Source organism: Mucilaginibacter sp. UYP27, assembly GCF_040547175.1.
Lineage (GTDB): Bacteria > Bacteroidota > Bacteroidia > Sphingobacteriales > Sphingobacteriaceae > Mucilaginibacter.
The window spans coordinates 30239-48704 of the sequence record NZ_JBEPPE010000015.1; the positions used below are offsets into that span (position 1 = coordinate 30239).

The window sequence follows — 18466 nt, forward strand, 5'->3', positions numbered from 1 at the left end:
TCAGTTATAATTTATAAGTTTTTAATTATCAATATTTTATGCCGTTACAAAATTAGCGGCTGCAATTGTGATCAACGTCACCTTTTGGCCTGACAATGGTCATGCCATGGCCGTTATATCCAGGCTACCTTTATCAAAATAACATAGCACTTAAAAAAACAGATCATGATGTATAACAACGGTTTTGGCGGAATGAACATGATATGGTGGTTCCTTTGGTTCGTAATGATATTTTGGATTTTCGCTACCCCTTATGATATCCCCGGACAGCGAAAAAGGAAAAACTCATCGCTCGATCTGTTGCAGAGGCGTTTTGCTTCTGGTGAGATCACAAAAGAGGAATACCAGGATCACAAGGAAATTTTAGAAAGCACTTCACTCAAATAAAACAACTTAATAAATTTTAAGATCATGAAAAAAATATGGCAGTTATCTGTTTTAATATTAACGGTTTGCACACTGTTCTCCGTTAATTCATTTGCCCAAAAGAAAAAGGATTCAACCAAGTACACATTTATTTCTATTGATGGTAAAGGAGGCATCCATAACCATGCCGGCACCAAACTGGGTTATATTACCAAAGACAACGTTGTCAAAAATAACCAGGGAGAGACCCTATATTCTATTGACAAAGGCGGTGCAGTGGTCGATGCCAAAGGCCATAAACTTGGTTTTGCTAAAAATAACGGAGATTATGTTAACAATGCCGGCGAAACCGTACTCCAACTCAAAAACACCCAGGAGGAAGAATGCGCTATCTTAGACCCGGAAGGACATAGCTGGGGATATGTTCACAGGAACTACAAACTGCACGCCTGTGCCGCCCATTGCTTTTTTCTACAACAGGCAAAGGATAAAGCGGCACAAGATAAAAAGGTCGATTAACAGTCGCAATTCACCAGGCCAAATTGAAAATAAACAAATATCTTTATACCGTGAAAAAAATCACTATAGTGCTATTAACTGCTTTTTACCTGCTCTCCGCTACCGGAGTGTCTGCAAGTAGTTATTATTGCTGTGGTTTTTTAAGTTCAACGACTTTTTCAATCGGTGAAATCCAGGGGGCGAACACTAAAGTGGCGGCTAAAACTAATGATTGCTGCAAAACCATTAAACATTCTTTTAAGGTAAAGGACAATCATTATGGGCCAGGTTTTTCAACAATTGTAATCCATTTTGTCCCGGTAATCTTACCTTTTTCTTCATTGGAACCCATAGAGGGAACTTTTGAAAAGTCTTATACCGTCCTTGACAACCACGCACCACCTTTCGGGCAGCATACCTCTATTTATACCTTATACTGCTCTTACCTGATTTGAGCTGTTGGCTGCTTTTCATAGCAGCATCCCTTTAAAATCATTTAATTAAGCATAATACTATGATGTATTATCCAGTGATTTCATTTATCCATTTTTTAAATTTTAATAAAAAACGATTAAAATGATTGAAAAGTTGATCAGTCTGTCGCTTCATAACCGATATATAGTTATAACAATTGCCACCGGATTGTTTATTTGGGGTTGGTTCTCTATACAGAGAAACCCTGTTGATGCGATCCCTGACCTATCGGAAAACCAGGTGATTGTTTCTACCGAATGGATGGGACGAAGCCCGCAACTGATAGAAGACCAAGTGACTTATCCTTTAGTTTCCAATTTTCAAGGTATTCCTAAAATAAAAAATATACGCGGCACATCGATGTTCGGAATGAGTTTCGTGTATATCGTATTTGATGATGATGTAGATTTATACTGGGCCAGAACAAGGGTATTGGAGCGGCTGAACTATGCGCAGCGCCTGCTGCCCCAGGGTGTGACGCCATCATTAGGCCCTGATGGGACAGGGGTTGGGCATGTTTTCTGGTATACCCTCGATGCAAAAAAAATGCCTTTAGGGGATCAGCGCGCCTTGCAGGACTGGTATATCAAATTTGCACTACAAACAGTACCTGGAGTATCAGAAGTGGCTTCTTTCGGCGGCTTTGAAAAACAATACCAACTGATTGTAGATCCTGTAAAGCTGCAATACTATCATGTATCGCTAATGGACGTAATGAATAAGGTACGGGCGAATAATAATGATGTGGGCGGAAGGAAGTTTGAGATGAGTGATATGTCTTATATCATTCGGGGTTTGGGCTATGTAAAAAGCATCGCGGACCTGCAAAGCGTTGCAGTTGGGAATTACAATGGCATTCCAGTTAGGGTAAAAGATGTTGCAAGCGTTCAAATGGGGGGTGATCTGCGATTAGGTATTGTGGATCAAAATGGCACAGGCGAAGTTGTCGGTGGTATTGTAGTAATGAGATATGGCGAGAATGCTGATCAGGTTATTAAAGCGGTAAAAATTAAAATGGGCGACGTACAGAAAGGTTTGCCGGATGGCGTAACTTTTAAAACGGCATATGATAGAAGTACATTAATTGAAGCGACATTGAAAACGATAAAGGGTAAGCTTTTAGAAGAAATCATTATGGTTTGCCTCGTTGTACTCATATTTCTGTTTCATTGGCGAAGCGCGCTTAGCATAATCATTCAGCTGCCTATAACCATCGCTATAAGTTTTATTTTATTGGACGCCTTTGGTTTATCGTCTAACCTGATGTCGCTTACCGGTATCGCATTAGCAATCGGGGTCGTGGTTGATAATGGGATTATCATGTCAGAAAACTCCTACCGTAATTTATCGGTTTGGCAAAACAAACAGGAAGATGAGCACAAATAAATTATACGGCAATCAAATGATTGTATCTAATTAATAATGACAGGATGTTCAACAAGAAAACAGAACTAAAAGCAAAAAAAGAAAAGGGATATCGTATTATACCTGAAGATATTAGGAAAGCTATAATTGAAAGTTCTTCCAAACAGGTATCCCGTGGTGTATTTTTTTCAACCATCATCATTATCAGTTCATTCCTGCCTGTTTTTTTACTTACCGGGCAGGAGGGGAAATTATTTGGCCCGTTAGCGTGGACAAAATCATTTATCTTAATTGTAGATGCCATTTTGGTGGTTACACTGGCCCCTGTGCTTATTTCATTTTTTATGAAAGGCCGGTTTCTTCTGGATACCGCAAACCCGGTCAATCGCTTTTTGGAAAAATTGTATGAGCCGCTAATCCGTTCTTGCCTTAAATGGAGAAAAACAACGATTGCCATAAATTTAATTGCACTTGCAATTGGCGCGATTATGATCATTCGTTTGGGTTCGGAATTTATGCCGCCGTTAGATGAGGGCTCTTTACTATTTATGCCGGTACTGATGCCGGATGTTTCCAATTCAGAAGTGAAAAGGATATTACAGGTACAGGACGCGATTATTAAAACAGTACCGGAAGTAACAAATGTATTAGGAAAGGCAGGCAGGGCGAATACAGCCACAGATAACTCGCCTATAAGTATGATAGAAACCATCGTGTTATTAAAACCTCAATCTCAGTGGCGCAAAGGATTGACAAAGGACATGATCATTGATGAGTTAAATTCAAAATTGCAGATACCCGGAGTTACCAACGGATGGACGCAACCTATCATCAACCGCATCAATATGCTTTCAACAGGCATTCGTACCGATGTGGGAATAAAGGTATATGGACAAAACCTCGATACGATTTATGCCTTTGCCCAAAAAATAAAGAAAGAATTGAACGGGATTCCTGGTATCAAGGATTTATATGTGGAACCGATAACCGGGGGCAAGTATATTGATGTAATTGCTAAACGCGATGAGATCGGCCGTTACGGGTTGAGTATTGACGATGTTAACGCGGTTGTAGAAAGTGCTTTGGGCGGAATGAATTTAACTACCACCATAGAGGGACGCCAGCGCTTTTCTGTCAATGCAAGGTTTGGCCAGGATTTTAGAAATAATTTAGGGGCTCTGAAACACTTACAGGTACAGACCATGAATTTTGGCCCGGTCCCGCTGGAAGCTGTTGCTGATATAAAAATAACTGAGGGGCCTCCTATGATCAATTCAGAAAATGCCATGCTTCGCGGTACTGTACTGTTTAATGTAAGGGAAAGGGATTTGGCCAGTACGGTACAGGCAGCAAAAGATAAATTGGATAAATCACTTTCAAAAATGCCCAAAGGGTATTTTATGGACTGGAGCGGGCAGTATGAAAATTTGGTACGCAGTGAAAAAACCTTAAAAATGATCATGCCTGTAGTGATATTAATTATTTTCTTTTGTATGTACTTGGCGTTTAAGTCTGCAAGGGAAGCTTTGATAAGCCTTATATCCATCCCATTTGCTTTGATCGGCGGTGCCTTTATCGTGTATTTTTGGGGCGTAAACCTCTCGGTGGCTGTTGCTGTTGGTTTTATAGCCTTATTCGGCCTTGCCGTAGAAACTAATATCGTTATGGTGATCTATCTCAACGATGCCATGCAGCAATTAGTGGCGTTAAAAGGTAACTCAAGCGAAACCATTACAAAGGAAGACCTGAAGGAATATGTCATTTTAGGGGCAGCCAAAAGATTACGGCCTAAATTAATGACTGTGTGCGTTTCGCTTTTTGGCCTTGTCCCGATCCTTTGGAGTACCGGTGTTGGGAGCGATGTAATGATTCCTATTGTATTGCCCATGATCGGCGGCGTGTTAACATCATCTACCTATGTCCTTTTGGTTACCCCGCTTACTTTTTTAATGACCAAGGAATATGAGTTGCGAAAAAATAAGAAAATCGACGTAATCGAAATAAAACATTAAACCATGAAAAGTAAATTATTAATGATCGTTTTATTCATGGTTTATACCACCACTGTTAAAGCACAACAAATAAAACTCGATAGCATTTTGAATGAAATTCAAAGGGTAAACCCGCAGTTGAAAATGTACGATGCTGATATACGATCCATGGATGAAGATGCCAAAGGGGCCAGGAGTTGGATGCCTCCCGAAGTTGGCGCTGGCTTTTTTATGACACCGTATGACACTAAAATGTGGAAGGGCGGTGGTATGGGGAACCCCGGTATGGGACAATTTATGATCTCTGCCCAACAAATGTTCCCAAACCGGAGCCGTCTAAACGCGGAATCAAACTACATGCAAACCATGTCTTCGGTGGAAAAGGAGAAAAAGAATTATTCGCTTAACGAATTGAATGCCGAGGCGAAAAAGGATTTTTATGGCTGGCTAATGGATAAAAGGAAGTTGGAAATCCTCAAACAGGATGGGAAATTGCTTCAATTCATGATTGAAAACGCCGAATTGCGTTATAAGAATGGCATGGAAAAGATCAGCGCTTACTACAAGGCGAAGGCAGCATTAGGCAAGGTGCAAAATATGACGGTTCTGCTTGAAAGTGAGATCAGTCAGAATCGGATTGCGCTTAATGCGCTGATGTACAGGGATAAACAACAGCCATTGGAGATTGATACGGGATATGTGATCAAAGACTATTCGGGCATAGCGCTGGACAGCGGGACTTTTATAAACGCGCGTAGTGATATTAAAGCCGTTGACAGGGAGATACAGCTAAATGATTTGCAGGGCAAGCTGGAGAGAACAAAATTAAAACCTGAGTTCGGTATTAAATATGATCACATGATCGCTTTTGGTGATCTCCCGCTGCGCTTTTCATTAATGGCTATGGTTAAGATCCCAATCGCGCCATGGTCTTCCAAAATGTACAAAGCCAAAATTGAAAGTTACAAATGGAAAGGCGAAGCGCTTGGCCAGCAAAGATTAATGGTGATCAACGAAGCTCAGGGGATGACCGCTTCGATGATGACGGATTTTATAGCTAAGAAAAGGCAGGTGAAATTATATGAAGACAATATCATCCCAGCCCTAAAAAGGAATTACCAAACCATGCAGTTAGGCTATCAGCAGAATACCGAAGAAATGTTTATGCTTTTTGATGCATGGGAAACATTAAATATGACACAGCTGGAATACATTGACCAGTTGCGCCAGTTATTGATCATGCAGAGCGAACTGGAAAGATTACTGGAGATAAAAAACTAAAAACATGAAGCGGAATTATAAATTGTTTTTTTACTCATTGTTTGTAGCGGGCCTATTGTTTGCATTATTTTACGGGTGTAAACAAAAAGAAAAAAGGGTAGCAGATAGTAGGGTTAACATTAACCTTAATTCTTTACTAAAGCCCACTAATGCCTATGTCATTTCATCCATTCCAACCACCTCCCTTAGCGATGACGAAATAACCCCGGAAATTAATGCACTGGGTGTTGTTGCCTATGATACCCGACAGGTAGGTGTGATCGCTGCATGGGTATCCGGCCGGATTGACAGGCTGTATGTGAAATACAAATACCAGGAAATAGGTAAGGGACAAAAGGTCATGGATATTTACAGTCCCGAATTAATGACCTTACAGGAAAACCTGCTATTCCTTTTAAAGAATGACCCCTCAAATACCTCAATGATTAACGCGTCAAAAGAACGGCTCCGGCTATTGGGGGTGAGTGCGGGGCAAATCGGATCGATCATCGAATCCCACCAACTAATCAATAGCTTAACCCAGTACAGTAATTATAGCGGGCATATCCACGAAGCAGGCCCGGAGAACATGGGTAATGGTAAGGTCACGATGAGTGATAATTCATTGGTGACAGAGCCGCTTACAATAAAAGAAGGTACTTATGTGCAAAAAGGGCAACAGTTATTTAGCGTTTACAACACCGGTAAGGTTTGGGCGCTGTTAAGTATTTATGCCGATGCCCAGGGTATAGTTAAAACAGGTAATCCAGTACATTTTGTTTCTGATGTTACACCTGGCGAAATCATCGATGGGAAAATTGATTTTATAGAACCCTTTTATAGTAAAGACACCAAAACTATGACCGCAAGGGTCTATTTTAATAACAACAAGCTTTCCATACCTGTAGGGAGCCAGGTAAGGGCTACTATTTACAGTATGAAAAAAACAATTTCTTCCATCCCCGCTGGTTCGGTGGTGTCACTCGGTATAGACCAGGTTGTTTTCAAAAAAGCAGATGATGGTTTCAGGCCGCAGAAAGTTTCCATAGGCGGCACCTACAAAGGCAGGGTGCAAATCCTGGGCGGGCTGTCACCAACAGACAAGGTTGCCGTTAACGCGCAGTTTTTAATGGATAGTGAAAGTTTTATACAAGTAAAAGAATAAACCATGAAACCCATACACCTCATCCTCCTGATCGTTCTTTTAGCTGCCTGTAAAGGTAAGCCTGCGAAGATTGCCAAAAATCCGGGCGTGTATTACACTTGTTCGATGCATACCCAGGTGATGGAGCCTGTTCCGGGTAATTGCCCGATATGCGGAATGAAACTGATCGCGGTAAAACAAAGCAGGTCAATCGACAAGGATGAAATAAACCTGAGTGACCAGCAGGCGCAATTGGGAAATATCAGTGTTGATACGATCCGCGACGGCATGTCGGGCGGCCAGTCTGTTTTGACAGCTACCATCAATTTTGACCAGGCCAAAGTTACAACGATCAGTTCAAGGATAATGGGCCGGATCGAGAAGCTATATTTTAAAACCGAGGGAGCTTATGTTCATAAGGGCGACAGGCTTTATGATCTGTACAGCGAAGATTTGAATAATGCGAAGAAGGAATACTTGCTGGCTATAAAAAATAAGCCGCTACTGGATAATTCTGTCATTGATTTTGATCAGCTGATCAGCAGCGCGAAGAATAAATTGTTGCTTTGGGGTTTGTCAGAATCGGAAATTAAACAATTGGTCTCGACGAAAGACGCAGGAACGAAAACTGCCTTTTACAGTGCCGCCAGCGGATACATTAATGCATTGGATGTTAAAGAAGGCTATTATGTGATGGAGGGCGGTGCAATTGTACATTTGGCAGACCTTTCTACCGTATGGGCCGAAGCACAGGTATATAGTTCAGAGCTTTCTAAAATAGAAAAAAATGTGGTAGCTCAAGTTAGGATACCCGATTTAGGTCAAAAAGCCTTTATGGGGAAAGTTGAATTTGTTAACTCAGAACTCAACTCCGGGACGCAGATAAACCTTGTGCGGGTGGAAATTCCCAATAACGACCACCTATTGAAACCGGGGATGGCGGCGTATGTTATTATTAAGAACCAAAGCCATGCCATGCTTTCCATGCCTGTCAACGCCGTATTAAGAGACGGAAAAGCCGCAACAGTATGGCTGAAAACAGGTGCCCACACCTATAAAAGTGCCATGGTGCAGGTAGGCATGGAGACGGGTGATAAAATTGAAATTACTTCGGGCTTGAAAGGTCGTGATCTTGTGGTGATCACCGGAACCTATTTATTGAACAGCGAATATATTTTTAAAAATGGAGCAAACCCGATGTCGGGTATGAAAATGTAAATAACCCATGAAAAACCTTCTGTTATATTGGTTTAAAATACAAGCTGCCAAATCAGCGAAAATTGAATTGATTAAGCTTTATGATATTGAAACGGTAAAAAAAATACTTTCCTGTTATTGGCAGAGGTATCAAAAGTTAAAACCTGAAGTCCCGGTTATGCCTACTTTGGGCGGGTATGTCACTGTGCATCTTGCAGCCTTGTCAACAGCCTTCTACCATGAATTAACTGCCAGGGGACAAAATGAAGAAGCAACTGCCAAAATATTTTACGACATAGCATGGAAAGTTTATATAAAGATGGGCAAGTTGTCCTGGTGGTTAGCAGGATGGCGTAATCGCAAAGTTTATGGGCGGTTACTAAAAACAACGCAATTATTCAGGGCATTTCCGTTTAATAGCCCGTCCTATCAATGGCAAGATATTAAGACAGCGGACAACGTAGTGGGATTTGACTGTTTAAAATGCCCGGTAGCCGAATATTTTCGATCAAAAGGATTATCAAAATTCTGCACACAAACCTGGTGTTCTTTGGATTATCCTTTGGCACAACTATGGCATGCTAAACTGGAGCGAACAGGAAGTATTGCTGGCGGGGCCGACAAATGTGATTTCAGGTGGACAGCAGAGGATCCGCCCCGTTCAGAACCTTTAACCCCCAATATTCATTAATATATATAATCAAGCTGATTTTCTTTAAAATTTCCACCAATTAAAAGATTTATGAATGAATTTAAAATGCAACGCCTCGGCGTGATCATGGAACCCGAGCCGGGAAATCTACAGGAAGCCGGTGGCGTTTTAAATCCCGCAGCAGTTAGGGGTAAGGACGGAAATCTCTACCTGTTTCCCCGCATTGCCACTAAGGAGAACTATTCCAGAATTGGTATTGCAAGGGTAAAATTTAATGAAGCCGGCGATCCTGTCGGTGTTGAACGGCTTGGCATAGCTTTGGAACCTGAAGAGGATTACGAGAAACGTCCGGATGGCGGCGGAGGATGTGAAGATCCAAGGATAACCTATGTCGAACCATTGGAACATTACATGATGACATATACCGCCTATACGCCAAATGGTCCCCGAATCGCCCTTGCGCAGTCAAAAGATTTATTCCATTGGGAGCGATTGGGCCTTGCTACCTATCTACCGTACGAGCACATTGAGTTCAACGGCATTAATGACAAAGATGCCTGTCTGTTCCCAGTAGCAGTGCCCAGTCCTCACGGGCACAATTGTTTGGGTATGCTGCACAGGCCGCTCTTTCCCGGAACGAGCCCTGAAGAAAAGCGGCATCAGGCGTGGGACAAAGAGATAGATATTCACAAAGAAAGTATTTGGTTATCTTACTGCCATAGCCACCCCAAGAATGGGAGTAAATGGCTGTCCCCTGAGTTTACTTCCCATCGTCCACTGGCAATGCCTATTTCTGCATGGGAAGTGCTAAAAATTGGTGCCGGTACCCCTCCGGTTTTAACCAAATTTGGCTGGATGTTCCTTTATCACGGTGTTAAGGAAGAATCCAGATCCGGTAACAAAACGCAGCTTTGCTATTCAGCAGGATTGATGATACTTTCCGAGAGCAATGTAATGGATATTATTTATCGTACCGTACAGCCAATACTAAAACCTGAGCTGCCGGAGGAACAGGTGGGTATTATCGCTGACGTGGTTTTTCCAACCGGAATAGATCGCCGGGACGACCTTGGAACGCCTGACCGCTTTGATGTTTATTATGGCATGGCCGACAACCGGATTGGTGCAGCACGGCTCGATTTGCCCGATATTTTGCCTTAAAGAAAAAGATCAAGAACAGCGAAATGTTTACGCTACCAAAATATGTTTGCTATTTACAGGTATAGTTTCCTAACCGGCGTTTGTTTAAATGGTTCGCTTTCACAATTTAGTGATTAACATCATAGGATCACTTGACAAAGGTCATCTTCCAACACTTAGCTTGCATGTACCTTTATTTTATTGGCTACTGTATTAAAATGAGCAATTTAATAATTTGAAAAATCATGAAAACCAAGGATCAAAAATTATCAAAAAGTAAAAGTCACTCTAACGAAATCGCCAAAACGGCGAAACCAGCAAATAAAAGATCTGATGCTGTTGATGAGTTAGAACAAGAACAGAATCAAAGCAGTAATGACGGTTCGTATAGCGAGAACCTTGATGTTACCCCGCCGAAACCGCATGAGTTCCCTTCTGTTGGCATTGCGGAAACAGATTTCCAACCAAGCGATCATGGACGTACGACAGGTAGAATGATAGATCATGAGCCAGGTATATAAATATACCTCGTACTGTGGATTTAACAGAGCAAATAAGTTAATATTCTATTAACTTATTTGCTCTGTTGGGGTTGAGTAAGTTACATCAAATTATTGCTTTTTATTAATTACAATGCTTGTTTAAAGCATCACTTGGCTTCACCTTTCTCAGTTTTGTTGACCCATAGAATGGACTTTACTAAAAACAGAAAATTAATTTAAAATCATTAATAACAATTTAAATAAATTATGGAAAATTCAACTTTACATACCTACCATATCGGCGGTATGAGTTGCGGTGGTTGTGCCGCAGCAGTCAAACAAAGATTATCTAATGTGGCTGGGGTAACAGCAGTAACAGTAGACCTTGGAGCCAAACAAGCTGATATTTCTTCAACACACCTGATTAATATCAGTGTGCTTCAGGAAGCATTAGGTATTAACAGTTATACCATCTCAGAACTTAGAGCCCCTGTAATTTTATAAACCAGGGGTAGTCTATAAATAATCATTAATAATTTTATAAACATGATGTACAACAATGGTTTTTGGGGAATGAACATGATATGGTGGTTTATTTGGATGATAATGATATTCTGGATTTTCGCTACCCCTTACGATATACCCGGTCAGCGGAGAAGGAAAGATTCACCGCTTGATCTTTTGCAAAAACGCTTTGCTTCGGGTCAGTTAACAAAAGAGCAGTACCAGGAACACAAAACAATTTTAGAAAATGATTTGGCTAAAAAATAGGTCCAAATCATGAAAAATAAATTAAAGACGTGCCTATATCATTTACCGCCAGCGTAAGAATAACTTCCAAAACATGTGAATTATGCAACTTATTTGCCTATTTGTGTAACACATAGCAGCTTAAAGACATTATTTTTAGGTGTGTTTATTCTATTACAAAAATGAAAAACATATTTATTATCGGCTGGCTAAGCGGTCCTGCATAAGGAGTTTTGATAAAGCATTTAGGCAAAAAGAAACAAAGGGCTTTCTTGATGCCAACGATCTATAAAATACCGGGCTTTAAACCATGGCCTATATGTTTTAAGGGCAACAACTGAAGATGTATTATTCTTTTCAGAAACGGTGAGGTTGATATTCATGACGAAGTTGACGAAAGGCGGCTAACCTTTAAAATTGTCGATTGATAATGCTATTGCCAATATATACTATATAATTTCAGACCTATGGACAAAAACAAAGCAGGCGAAAAAAAGACAATTACAAACCCCAAAATCGACGGAACGAATAGGCCCGTTCCAGATAGGTCGTTGCTTCGTATAGTTTCAAAGAGTGAGACTGAGTTATTTCGACAAGCCAGAAATCCTCTTGGTGATCCCAATAAGGTTTACTAAACGCTTAATAAACACAGTCAATTTACCATAATTGCGAGGGATAGCTTTGTCCCAACTTGTATATAGTTACTAAATTTAAAATCATGGAATTAAATGATGTTGCTGGTATTGATACCTATAAGAAAGAGCCACTTTCGCCGGAATTGTTAAGGAATATTCATGCCTATTGGCGTGCCGCGAATTATTTGTCTGTAGGCCAGCTTTACCTGCGTGATAACCCCTTATTAAAGGAACCGCTAAAATTAGAGCACATAAAGAACATGCTGCTTGGACATTGGGGTACTACCCCGGGCCAAAATTTTATTTATACCCACCTTAACAGGGCTATAAAAGAGCATGATCTCGACATGATCTATATTTCTGGCCCAGGACATGGCGGCCCCGCAGTTGTTGCAGGCACGTATCTCGAAAGTACTTATAGCGAGGTATACCCGATGATCACACAAGATGAGGAGGGGCTTAAGAGGTTATTTACCCAATTCTCCTACCCCGGTGGAATTTCAAGCCACGCATCCCCGCAAACCCCCGGATCAATTCACGAAGGCGGTGAACTCGGGTATTCCATTAGTCATGCATTTGGGGCAGTGTTTGATAACCCTGAACTAATTGTTGCCTGTGTCGTAGGTGATGGCGAAGCGGAAACAGCTCCTCTTGCTACCGCCTGGCATTCGAATAAATTTCTTAATCCGGTTACAGACGGTACGGTATTGCCCATTTTGCACCTCAATGGTTATAAAATATCTAACCCTACAATTTTAGCAAGAATTACGCGCGAAGAACTGGATCAGTTATTCCGTGGCTACGGTTGGACACCAATATATGTGGAGGGCTCCGAGCCAGAGGCTATGCACCAAGCCATGGCAGCGGCATTAGACGAGGCGATAGCACAGATCAAAAAAATAAAATATGAGGCTCATGATCTTCATGAGGGAACGCGGCCCCGCTGGCCAATGATCATTTTAAAGTCGCCAAAAGGCTGGACCGGCCCAAAAGAGGTTGATGGCAAACAAGTTGAAGGCACTTTCAGGTCCCATCAGATACCGCTTTCAGTTTCGGCATCAGCCCCCGAAGATCATTTGAAACAGTTAGAAAACTGGATGAAGAGTTATAAGTCTGAAGAGCTTTTTGATGAAGATGGGAGGTTAAAACCGGAACTGGCTGAACTGGCTCCGAAAGGCGAAAGACGGATGGGGGCAAATCCGCATGCCAATGGTGGCATATTGATGCGCGACCTGAGATTGCCACAATTCAGGGACTACGCGGTAGATGTAGCTGTTCACGGCGTAGATGGCGAAGGAGATGTTCATGTTACCGGTCGGTTTCTGAGGGATGTGATCAAGTTCAACGAGGATAGTCGTAATTTCAGGATCTTCGGCCCGGACGAAACTATATCCAACCGCCTCGAAGCGGTATTTGAAGCCACTAACCGCCAATGGAATACCCTAACTCAGGATAACGACGAATTTCTCGCTCCAACCGGCAGGGTGATGGAAATGCTAAGCGAACATCAGTGTGAAGGCTGGCTGGAAGGATATTTACTTACAGGCAGGCACGGAGTTTTTAATTGTTATGAAGCTTTTATTCACATTATTGACTCCATGTTTAATCAGCATGCCAAATGGTTAAAAATGACGCTTGAGATTCCATGGAGAAGAAAGATAGCTTCATTAAATATACTGCTCACCTCAACGGTATGGCGGCAGGATCATAACGGCTTTACCCATCAGGACCCAGGTTTTATTGACCATGTGATCAATAAAAAATCAGAGATTGTCCGCGTTTATCTTGCCCCTGATGCTAATTGCCTTTTATCTATAATGGATCATTGCCTGCGCAGCCGCCATTATGTGAATGTAATTATTGCAGGCAAACACCCCGCGCCCCAATGGCTTAGCATGGATGAAGCTGTTGAACACTGCACACGTGGAATAGGTATTTGGGGCTGGGCCAGCAATGACCAGGATTGTGAACCTGACCTGATAATGGCCTGTAGCGGCGATGTGCCTACGCTTGAAACGCTGGCAGCAGTATCCATATTGAAGGAACATTTGCCCGATCTGAAGATCAGGGTGGTAAATGTAGTTGACCTGTTAAAGCTGGAAAGGCAAACAGAACATCCCCATGGCTTAAACGATAAGGATTTTGATTCCTTATTTACAAAAAACAAGCCTGTGATCTTTGCTTTCCATGGTTATCCCTGGTTGATCCACCGATTGACTTATAACCGCACCAATAACGGCAACATTCATGTGCGTGGCTATAAAGAAGAGGGAACCATTACTACAGCTTTTGATATGACGGTACTCAACGAGATGGATCGTTTCCATTTAGTCATGGATGCAATAGATCGGTTACCTCAAACTGGCAGCAAAGGTACTTATCTTAAGCAAAAACTTCGCGATAAGCTAATTGAACACAAACATTACATCGATATAAACGGCGAAGATATGCCGGAAATTAGAAATTGGAAATGGGTTAATTAATGATGTATTGAAACATGACTTTTAAAAAAAATCTGATAATTCTCTTAATTGGATTGTTTTTAGTAATGGTAGGATTTGGAATAACCCTACCATTACTTCCCTTTTATATTCAAAAGCTTTCAATAGCGGAAGGCATTTCTTCTGAAAAAATTTGGTTGCATGTTGGCTTAATAACAGGTGGCTACCCCCTCATTCAGTTTTTGTTTTCACCATATCTTGGCTCATTATCAGATAAAATTGGAAGAAGGCCGCTAATTTTATGTGGTCTCCTTGGATATTCGGTTACCATGTTTTTGTTCTCAATTAGTGGAAGTATATATCTCCTTTATCTGTTTCGCTTATTATCCGGTTTATTTTCAGCTGCTTTTTTAACTGCATCCAGTGCCTACATAGCTGATAAAACTACTGAAAAAACAAGAGGCGGCGGAATGGCTTTGTTAGTCAGTGCTACAGGGCTTGGCGCGGTTGCAGGGCCATTAGTAGGAAATTTATTTTCTAAAGTTAAAATCTCTTTCGGACAATTGACATTCGACAGGTTCTCTTTACCATTTACCATTTCTGCCATTTTGGTATTGTTGGTTTTTTTGTTTTTATTCTTTGCGTTATCAGAATCGAAAATCAGTAGTAATCAACAAATTACTAATTCAAATACAACCGCAAAGGAACCTATATTTTCCTTTTTTAGATCAGTCAAAAAATCATTCATTGTTCTGCTCGTTTTTTCCTTTATCAGCCAACTTTCCCTGGCTATGTTCGAGGGTACTTTTGCATTGCACTCCCAACGGCTATTTTCATTCGGCCCCAAACAAATGAGTATTGTTTTTATTGTTTGCGGTTCCGTAATGGGATTGTTGCAATTAGGGCCAGTTACCTGGTTAATTAAGAAGAAAGGTGAAGATGCCCTGCTCCCGTATGGTCTGGTTATGCTAAGTATAGGGATGTCATTGCTGATGCTTTCAAATAAAATGGAATTCATTTTGTTGTTTGTGTCCTTTATTTCTGTTGGGATGGCTATTCTTACCCCTTGCCTTGCTTCATTGATCACCAAAGATTCAGGTAAGAAATACGGAACAACTTTAGGTATTTTTAGTTCTATTAATAGTTTAGGACAAGTTCTGGGCGTTGTAATCGGTTCGGTCATGATGATCTGGTTTGTTCATTTGCCCTACTTTATTATTTCAATCCTCTTATTAATCATTGCTGCGATATCTGTACCCAAGTTCAGATTGAAAATCCTTCATTTTTAAACACTTGACATTGAAAAATATAAATGATATATCAACTAAAGCCTCTTTCCTCCTTAAAAAGCCTGAGGAAAATAAACAGCTGTAGAAACACTTGAAAATTTAAAAAAGAATTACCCTAAATAAACATAAAACCATGGCAAAAATCACTATTACTATCGACACGGAAGATAACGATCCGAAGATTATCACGAAAACTGATGATGCCAATGTTTCAAAAGCAGAGACTTCAACAAAGGAAGCCCCTAAAGAGGTTCAGAAGGAAAGTAACCCTACGCATGAAGATGCTACTGAAGATAAATCTTCAAAGAAAAGCGATGCAAAAAAAGACTTATCCAAAGATGAGCAAGGCAAATTGAGCTCTCCGGAAACCAAACCCGCTGAAGAAGAAACACCAAAAGAAGAACATAAGGTAGATGCCCCTTCAGAAAAAGAATCCCCTAATGACGAAAGGTCGAAGGGAGACGATTCAAAAATGGATATGACTGGTGAAGAACACGCCAAAATGAGTGAATCGGAAGCCAAAGCTCCTGAAGAAAATACAGCAGAAGAAGGAGCCCCTAAAGATGATCAAAAAGAAGGAACTCCGGCAAAGGAACCGGCTGAAGATGCCTCCAAAAAGGACGATTCCAAAATGGATATGACCAAAAAAGAACATGCAAAAATGGACCATGGAGATGGTGGTGATATACCTATGGGAATGGAAGGGCATGACCATCACCAAATGATGATTGAAGATTTTAAAAAACGGTTTTGGGTAAGTTTGGCGATAACCATCCCCCTGCTTGTTTTTTCGCCAATGATCCAGGGTTTTTTTCATTTTAAATTTTTACTGCCGGGGAACAAATATATTCTCCTTGCGCTTTCTTCCTTTGTCTATTTCTGGGGTGGCTGGCCCTTTTTGAAGGGGTTTTGGGGTGAAATAAAGAAGGGTGCGCCAGGCATGATGACCCTGATATCCATGGCAATTAGTGTGGCTTATTTTTATAGTGCCGCAACGGTTTTAGGCTTGAAAGGTGTAGACTTTTTTTGGGAATTGGCTACCCTGATCGTGATCATGTTATTAGGGCACTGGATTGAAATGAAATCAGTATTGGGCGCATCAAAGGCACTGCAATTATTGGTAAGTATGATGCCGGCAGAAGCACACCGCGTAAAAGCAGACGGACAAGTTGAGGATGTTAAACTGGAAGTATTAGCATTGAACGACGTAATCCTGATAAAACCAGGCGAAAAAGTACCAGCTGATGGTATCATCGTAGAGGGAAGCAGTTATTTGAACGAATCCATGCTTACCGGTGAATCTAAACCGGTAAAAAAGGAAATGGAAAACAAGGTAATTGGAGGGTCTGTTAATGGCAATGGCTCTTTAAAAATAAAAGTAGAGCATACCGGAAAAGATAGTTACCTCAACAAGGTAATAATGCTTGTTTCAGAGGCGCAAAAGTCAAAATCGGCCATGCAAAATCTTTCCGACCGTGCAGCTAAATGGCTTACTTACGGGGCATTGGCAGTTGGCTTCGGAACCTTAGCGACCTGGCTCATTTTAGGTTTCCCTTTCGTGTTTGCACTGGAACGAATGGTGACGGTAATGGTTATTGCTTGCCCCCATGCCCTCGGACTTGCCATACCTTTAGTTGTTGCCATATCCACTGCGGTTTCAGCGCAAAACGGCCTCTTAATAAGAAACCGCACCGCCTTTGAGGAATCCAGAAAAATCACGACGATTTTGTTTGATAAAACAGGCACATTAACCAAAGGAGATTTTGGGGTTACCCGCATTGTATCGCTTAACAAAATGTCAGAAGATGAATTACTAAGCTTGTCCGGCGCATTGGAACAAAGTTCAGAACACCCCATTGCTATCGGTATTCTTCGCAAAGCGAAAGAGAAAAAAGTCAGCATTCCCAAATTGGAGAAATTTAACGCGATAACAGGAAAAGGAGTTGAAGCTACTGTAGAAGGCAAGAATATAAAAGTAGTAAGTCCGGGTTACTTGAAAGATAAAAAAATAGAAATTCCTGCGGATGCCTACAGCAGTGATGCTGAAACTGTTGTATTCATAGTAATTGATGAAAAACTTGCGGGTTATATTGCTTTAGCTGATGAAATAAGGCCGGAAAGTGCCGAAGCGATTAAAGTGTTTAAAAATAATAAGATCAAGGTACTGATGGCAACCGGAGATAACGACAAAGTTGCCAAAGCTGTGAGTGACAAATTAGGGTTAGATGGCTATTTTGCTGAAGTACTTCCTGATCAAAAAGTAAAAATCGTAAAAGATTTACAAAGTAAAGGTGAATTTGTTGCGATGACCGGTGATGGAGTGAATGATGCACCAGCCCTCGCTCAATCAGATGTGGGTATCGCGGTGGGTTCAGGAACTGACGTAGCTGCTGAAACGGCGGATATAATTCTGGTTAACAGTAACCCGAAAGATATTGCCAATCTTATTCTGTTTGGGAAAGCTACTTATAATAAGATGATACAAAATTTGGTATGGGCAACCGCTTATAACTTGGTTACTATTCCATTAGCCGCCGGTGTTTTGTACAAAGAAGGGTTTGTATTGGGCCCGGCAGCGGGAGCAGTCTTTATGAGTTTAAGTACTGTGATAGTTGCAATAAATGCGCAATTGTTAAGAAAGAAGATTGGTAATATGAAAGGAAAAAACCATTGAGTAAGGATTATATTTGACAAATACAGTCAATATCTTGATCGGAAATTCTGTGATAAATAAACAAAATTCTATAAAAACTGTAGTTAAAAAAATAGTATATCTTTGTGT

16 protein-coding genes are annotated in these 18466 nt (G+C 41.1%); all 16 read left to right on the plus strand.

The window, feature by feature from the left end; genetic code table 11:
- The first annotated feature begins 165 nt into the window (after positions 1-165).
- The 16 genes from ABIB39_RS22135 to ABIB39_RS22210 all read left to right on the plus strand — a co-directional run bounded on the left by ABIB39_RS22135 (position 166) and on the right by ABIB39_RS22210 (position 18358).
- Positions 166-387 carry an SHOCT domain-containing protein gene (locus ABIB39_RS22135; RefSeq protein WP_354432371.1) on the plus strand — a complete coding sequence of 74 codons (222 nt, stop codon included), beginning with the start codon at positions 166-168 and terminating at the stop codon, positions 385-387.
- A gap of 24 nt (positions 388-411) precedes the next feature.
- Positions 412-885 carry a 5-fold beta-flower protein gene (locus ABIB39_RS22140; protein WP_354432372.1) on the plus strand — a complete coding sequence of 158 codons (474 nt, stop codon included), beginning with the start codon at positions 412-414 and terminating at the stop codon, positions 883-885.
- Between the two features lie 50 nt (positions 886-935).
- Entirely contained in the window at positions 936-1319 is a 384-nt protein-coding gene (locus ABIB39_RS22145; RefSeq protein WP_354432373.1) for an HYC_CC_PP family protein, read from the plus strand.
- A 121-nt stretch (positions 1320-1440) separates the two neighbouring features.
- A complete protein-coding gene (locus ABIB39_RS22150; RefSeq protein ID WP_354432374.1) occupies positions 1441-2724 on the plus strand; it encodes an efflux RND transporter permease subunit in 1284 nt (427 codons plus the stop codon).
- A gap of 44 nt (positions 2725-2768) precedes the next feature.
- Complete coding sequence (locus ABIB39_RS22155; RefSeq protein WP_354432375.1) at positions 2769-4715, plus strand: efflux RND transporter permease subunit; 1947 nt, start codon at positions 2769-2771, stop codon at positions 4713-4715.
- Between the two features lie 3 nt (positions 4716-4718).
- The gene (locus tag ABIB39_RS22160) at positions 4719-5975 is read left to right on the plus strand and encodes a TolC family protein (protein ID WP_354432376.1); all 1257 of its coding nucleotides are present in this window, start codon (positions 4719-4721) and stop codon (positions 5973-5975) included.
- Between the two features lie 4 nt (positions 5976-5979).
- Complete coding sequence (locus ABIB39_RS22165) at positions 5980-7119, plus strand: efflux RND transporter periplasmic adaptor subunit (protein WP_354432377.1); 1140 nt, start codon at positions 5980-5982, stop codon at positions 7117-7119.
- Positions 7120-7122: 3 nt separating this feature from the next.
- On the plus strand, positions 7123-8316 hold the full coding sequence (locus tag ABIB39_RS22170) for an efflux RND transporter periplasmic adaptor subunit (protein WP_354432378.1): 1194 nt from the start codon (positions 7123-7125) through the stop codon (positions 8314-8316).
- 7 nt (positions 8317-8323) lie between these two features.
- Entirely contained in the window at positions 8324-8986 is a 663-nt protein-coding gene (locus tag ABIB39_RS22175) for an L-2-amino-thiazoline-4-carboxylic acid hydrolase (RefSeq protein WP_354432379.1), read from the plus strand.
- A gap of 51 nt (positions 8987-9037) precedes the next feature.
- On the plus strand, positions 9038-10108 hold the full coding sequence (locus ABIB39_RS22180; RefSeq protein WP_354432380.1) for a glycoside hydrolase family 130 protein: 1071 nt from the start codon (positions 9038-9040) through the stop codon (positions 10106-10108).
- Positions 10109-10332: 224 nt separating this feature from the next.
- On the plus strand, positions 10333-10608 hold the full coding sequence (locus tag ABIB39_RS22185) for a hypothetical protein (RefSeq protein WP_354432382.1): 276 nt from the start codon (positions 10333-10335) through the stop codon (positions 10606-10608).
- Positions 10609-10836: 228 nt separating this feature from the next.
- Positions 10837-11073, plus strand: a complete 237-nt coding sequence (locus tag ABIB39_RS22190) for a heavy-metal-associated domain-containing protein (protein ID WP_354432383.1) — start codon at positions 10837-10839, stop codon at positions 11071-11073.
- A gap of 42 nt (positions 11074-11115) precedes the next feature.
- The gene (locus ABIB39_RS22195) at positions 11116-11340 is read left to right on the plus strand and encodes an SHOCT domain-containing protein (RefSeq protein WP_354432384.1); all 225 of its coding nucleotides are present in this window, start codon (positions 11116-11118) and stop codon (positions 11338-11340) included.
- Between the two features lie 697 nt (positions 11341-12037).
- Positions 12038-14437 (plus strand): phosphoketolase family protein, encoded by a 2400-nt coding sequence (locus ABIB39_RS22200; protein ID WP_354432385.1) that lies wholly within the window; start codon positions 12038-12040, stop codon positions 14435-14437.
- Positions 14438-14451: 14 nt separating this feature from the next.
- Complete coding sequence (locus ABIB39_RS22205) at positions 14452-15684, plus strand: MFS transporter (protein WP_354432387.1); 1233 nt, start codon at positions 14452-14454, stop codon at positions 15682-15684.
- 133 nt (positions 15685-15817) lie between these two features.
- Entirely contained in the window at positions 15818-18358 is a 2541-nt protein-coding gene (locus ABIB39_RS22210; RefSeq protein ID WP_354432389.1) for a copper-translocating P-type ATPase, read from the plus strand.
- The last annotated feature ends 108 nt before the right edge of the window (positions 18359-18466 follow it).